Genomic DNA, 4,453 nt, shown 5'->3' with positions numbered 1-4,453 from the left:
CGGCCCGGCGGCCGACTCGCCCCGGCCCCGGCGGCGCTCCCGGCCGCGGCTCTCGCCGCGCCGGCCACCGCGGCTCTCGCCCCGGCGCGACCGGCCACCGCCGAGGTCCTCCTCGACCTCTGCCGACAGGCCCGCCCGGGTGCGCTCCGCGGTGGGCAGCGTGCCGGTGATGTCGCGGGAGATCTCCAGGTCGGTGTAGAGGTGCGGGGACGTGTGGTACGTCTCCGGCGGCTCCGGCATGTCCAGGCCCAGCGTCTTGTCGATGATCCGCCAGCGCGGCATGTCGTCCCAGTCGACGAAGGTCACCGCGACACCGGTCGCCCCGGCCCGGCCGGTGCGGCCGATCCGGTGGGTGTAGGTGTCCTGGTCCTCGGGGCAGTCGTAGTTGATGACGTGGGTGACGCCGCTGACGTCGATGCCACGGGCGGCGACGTCGGTGGCGACCAGCGTGTCGATCTTGCCAGCCCGGAACGCCCGGAGCGCCCGCTCCCGCGCGCCCTGCCCGAGGTCACCGTGCACGGCGGCCACCGCGAAGCCGCGGAAGTCGAGGTCCTCGGCGACCCGGTCGGCGGCCCGCTTGGTACGGGTGAAGATCATGGTCAGCCCGCGACCCTCGGCCTGCAGGATCCGCGCCACGATCTCGATCTTGTTCATCGAGTGGGTGCGGTAGGCCAGCTGCTGGGTCTGCGGCGACGGCCCGGTCTCGGCGGTGTGACCGGCGTGGATCGTCACCGGGTGGCGCAGGAAGCGCCGGGACAGGGCGACGATCGGGTCCGGCATGGTGGCCGAGAAGAGCATGGTCTGCCGGTCCTCCGGCAGCATCGCGAGGATCTTCTCGACGTCGTCCAGGAAGCCCAGGTCGAGCATCCGGTCGGCCTCGTCGAGCACCAGCGCGTGCACCCGGTCAAGGCGCAGGTGCTTCTGCTTGGCCAGGTCGAGCAGCCGGCCGGGCGTACCGACCAGGATCTCCACGCCCTTGCGCAGGGCGTCGATCTGCGGCTCGTACGCGACGCCGCCGTAGATCGGCAGCACCCGGACGCCCCGGGTGCGGCCCGCGGCGGCCAGGTCCTTGGCGACCTGGAGGCCCAGCTCGCGGGTGGGTACGACGACCAGCGCCTGGGGCAGGCCGTCCTCGCCACCCTCGCCCGGTGCGAAGACCCGCTCCAGCAGCGGTACGCCGAAGCCGAGGGTCTTGCCGGTGCCGGTGGGCGCCTGGCCGATCAGGTCGCTGCCGCGCAGCGCGATCGGCAGCGCGTACTCCTGGATCGCGAAGGCGCGGGTGATGCCCGAGGCGGCCAGCGCGTCGACGGTCTCCTGACGCGCGCCGAGCTGGGCGAAGGTCGGAGCCTCCGGTCGTACCGGGGCGGTGGGGGCCAGTTCCTGGCCGTCCATGAGTTCTTGGGTCAGCTCGCTCATATGGATTTGGGGGTGCCCTCTCGTGGGTGCGCCCCGTCATGTCCTCAGGGCGCGATCGGTATGGCGCGGGCCACACGGTCGGGGGCGGCAGACTGCCGAGCCGGACCGGGCCGCACGCGCGCCGCGGGTCGGACTGCGACCGGATCGGAGGCCGGCCGGATGAGCGCCCACGGCAACTGCTACATCCTACCTGAACCCCCTGGACGCCGTCCTGATTCCGGGATGGCACCCCGCACCCGGGGGCAAGTGATGTGACCCAGGTCACTGCCGTGCTGGCCGTCGGCGGCGTCCCCCACGAGTCGTCGGCGGGCGGTAGCCTGCGCTCGTGTCCGCCCCCGCCCCGCCCGGCCCCGCCGTCGTCGACCTGCTCGGCCTGGTGGCCCTCGGCGAGCTGCTCGCCTTCGAACGGATGGCCGCCGACGCGCGGCTCGCCCCCGACCTGCGCCGCCGGGCCGCGCTGGGCGAGATGGCGGCCGCCGAGATCGGCAACTACCGGCGGCTGGCCGACCGGCTCACCGCTCTCGGCGTGCTGCCCGACGACGCCATGGCCCCGTACGTCGCGCCGTTGCAGGCGTACCACGACTCGACCGAGCCGCGGGACTGGGCCGAGGCGGTCACCAAGGCGTACGTCGGCGACGCGATCACCGACGACTTCCTGCGCGAGATCGCCGTCGCGCTGGCCGAGCCGGACCGGCAGCTCGTCCTCGACGTGCTGCACGAGTCGCGCTACGCCGAGTTCGCCGCCGCCGAGATCCGGGCCGCCATCGAGCTGGACCCGCGGGTGGCCGGCCGGCTCTCGATGTGGGCGCGGCGGCTGGTGGGCGAGGCGCTGTCACAGGCCGGCCGGGTGGCCGCCGCCGACCGGGGCGCGCTCACCGCGCTGATCGCCCAGGGCGACAAGGTGGACGTGCAGGCGCTGTTCCGCCGGCTGACCGCCGCGCACACCGAGCGGATGGCCGCGGCGGGCCTGAACAACTGACGCGCCGGCCGGCGCCGCCCGTGGCGGCCGCGTGGTCCGCGGCAGGTGCGCGCGGTCACCTGCCGCGGACGGAGGGCCCGCTCAGCGGACGGTGAACCCGACCGCGCGCGGCGACGCCTCGGCGATCTCCACGTAGGCGACCTTGTCGACCGGGACGACGACCCGCCGCCCCTTCTCGTCGGTCAGGGACAGCGTGCCGGTGTTCTTCGCGATGGCGTCGGTCACGATCTGCTCGATCTCGGCCGGCGACTGCGCGCTCTCCAGAACCAGCTCGCGCGGCGCGTACTGCACGCCGATCTTGACCTCCACGGTGCCTCCTCAACTGGGGCGAAAAAGCCGCCGTGCGAAGGCTATCCGATCTCGGGGGTGGCGGTCAGGCTGACTCACCTTGCAGCGGGAAGCTGGCGATGCCGCGCCAGGACAGCGCCGCCACCAACGCCTCCGCCTCGGCCTTGGGCACCTGCCGGCCGCCGGCCAGCCAGAACTGCGCGGCGGTCTCGGCGGCGCCGACCAGGCCCGAGGCCAGCAGCTCGGCGTGCGCCCGGCTCACCCCGGTGTCCGAGATGATCGTGTCGGTGATCGCCGCGATGCAGCCCTGCTCGACCCGCTCCACCCGCTGCCGCACGGCCGGGTCGTTGCGCAGGTCGGACTCGAAGACCAGCCGGAACGCCTCGCTCTCGTGGTCGACGAAGTCGAAGTACGCGCGGACCGAGGCGCTGACCCGTTCCTTGTTGTCGTTGGTGCCGCGCATGGCCTCGTGCACCTTGGCCACGATGGCGTCGCAGTGGGTGTCGAGCAGCGCGAGGTACAGCTCCATCTTGCCCGGGAAGTGCTGGTAGAGCACCGGCTTGGAGACCCCCGCCCGCTCGGCGATGTCGTCCATCGCGGCGGCGTGGTAGCCCTGTGCGACGAACACCTCCTGGGCAGCGGCGAGCAGCTGCTTGCGACGCGCGGACCGGGGTAGGCGCGTGGGCCGGCCGGCGGTCTGGGCGCCGTTCCCCACAGCGGTCATGGGAACCTCCGAGTTTCCTGTGTACGAGCCGGCACTTTTCCCCCGAACCGGTCCGGGCTCGTGACCCGTCGCGGAATTGGCCCGCCGCTGTAACTTATCGCCACTGTCACCACACGGTAGCCTCAGCGGGGGCGACCAAGGAGCGCGCGGTGAGTGAATCAGGGCAACCCGGTGCCGCCACCCCGGGAGAGCACGGCGACGGGACGGGTCAGCAGGACGACCTGGCCCGTACCGGCAACGGGTGGGCGCCCGCACCGGCCGGCTGGGCCCGGGGCGGGGAGGCCGGTGGTTCCCGGGAGCCGGCGCCGTCCTGGCGCCAGCCCGAGCCGACCCTCGGCTGGGGCGCCTCCTCGCCCCGGCACGGCGACCTGCCGCCACCGCTGCCCGGCGTGCCCGCCGAGGCCCCGTCGACCCGGGTGAACGGCCGGCACACCAACGGCGTCGGCCAGCACCCGACCGAGCCGCCGGCCGACCGGTCGGCCCCGGTCAGCGCGCCGCCCGGCCGTGCGACGCCGGTGAGCGCCCCGCCCGGTCCGCTCGGCGACCCGCGCCGGGACTCCGACGGCGACCGCCTCGTGGTGCCGGCGCAGCGCCCCGCCCCGGCGGCCGAGCAGCCGGCCCCGCAGCACGGGTTCGCCGAGCCGGAGCCCGGCCCGGCCCGACACGCGTCGGACGACCCGCCGCACCGCTGGGCGGAGCCCGGCCCACCCACCTCCGCGCCGCCCGCCGTGCAGGTTCCGCCGGTCGGGACGACCGCCTCGGGGTTCGAGGTGCCGCCCGGGTTCCACGCGCCGACGCTCGACCGGTCCGCGGCCGGGGAACCGCCCAGCGCCGTCGATCCGCGCGGCTGGGGCGACCAGTTCCCGCCGGAGCAGTCCACCGCGGAGCCCCGCCCGGTCCCGCCGGGCAGCGACCGCACCGCCGGCCTCGACCGCGCGCTGAGCGCCGGTGACCAGGCCGGCCCGGCCGCCGGGCCGCCCGCCGACCGGACGCCGCCCGCCGAGCCCGACTGGTCCGGCCCGAACTGGAACCGGCCGAGCTGGGGC

4 protein-coding genes and 1 pseudogene are annotated in these 4,453 nt (G+C 75.1%); 2 read left to right on the top strand and 3 right to left on the bottom strand.

Translation table 11 applies throughout. The features are described from left to right. Positions 1 to 1,416, bottom strand: a 1,416-nt coding sequence (locus DLJ47_RS13360) for a DEAD/DEAH box helicase (RefSeq protein WP_109900344.1), incomplete at its 3' end; no start/stop codon positions are given. Positions 1,417 to 1,741: 325 nt separating this feature from the next. Between DLJ47_RS13360 and DLJ47_RS13355 the strand changes: the two genes are divergently transcribed. Continuing rightward, positions 1,742 to 2,395: a ferritin-like fold-containing protein gene (locus DLJ47_RS13355; RefSeq protein ID WP_109900343.1), complete on the top strand. Its 654-nt coding sequence runs from the start codon at positions 1,742 to 1,744 to the stop codon at positions 2,393 to 2,395. Positions 2,396 to 2,476: 81 nt separating this feature from the next. On the opposite strand, the gene DLJ47_RS13350 is transcribed toward DLJ47_RS13355, so the two are convergent. Both DLJ47_RS13350 and DLJ47_RS13345 read right to left on the bottom strand, forming a co-directional pair. Beyond that, the gene (locus DLJ47_RS13350) at positions 2,477 to 2,704 is read right to left on the bottom strand and encodes a DUF3107 domain-containing protein (RefSeq protein WP_088997316.1); all 228 of its coding nucleotides are present in this window, start codon (positions 2,702 to 2,704) and stop codon (positions 2,477 to 2,479) included. Positions 2,705 to 2,768: 64 nt separating this feature from the next. Further along, on the bottom strand, positions 2,769 to 3,407 hold the full coding sequence (locus tag DLJ47_RS13345; protein ID WP_088997317.1) for a TetR/AcrR family transcriptional regulator: 639 nt from the start codon (positions 3,405 to 3,407) through the stop codon (positions 2,769 to 2,771). Between the two features lie 149 nt (positions 3,408 to 3,556). Between DLJ47_RS13345 and DLJ47_RS13340 the strand changes: the two are divergent. Next, positions 3,557 to 4,453, top strand: a pseudogene (locus tag DLJ47_RS13340) (hypothetical protein); the annotation flags it as partial.

The organism is Micromonospora sp. S4605 (genome assembly GCF_003176715.1).
GTDB lineage: Bacteria > Actinomycetota > Actinomycetes > Mycobacteriales > Micromonosporaceae > Micromonospora > Micromonospora echinaurantiaca.
This window is presented reverse-complemented; position numbering and strand designations above follow the sequence as displayed.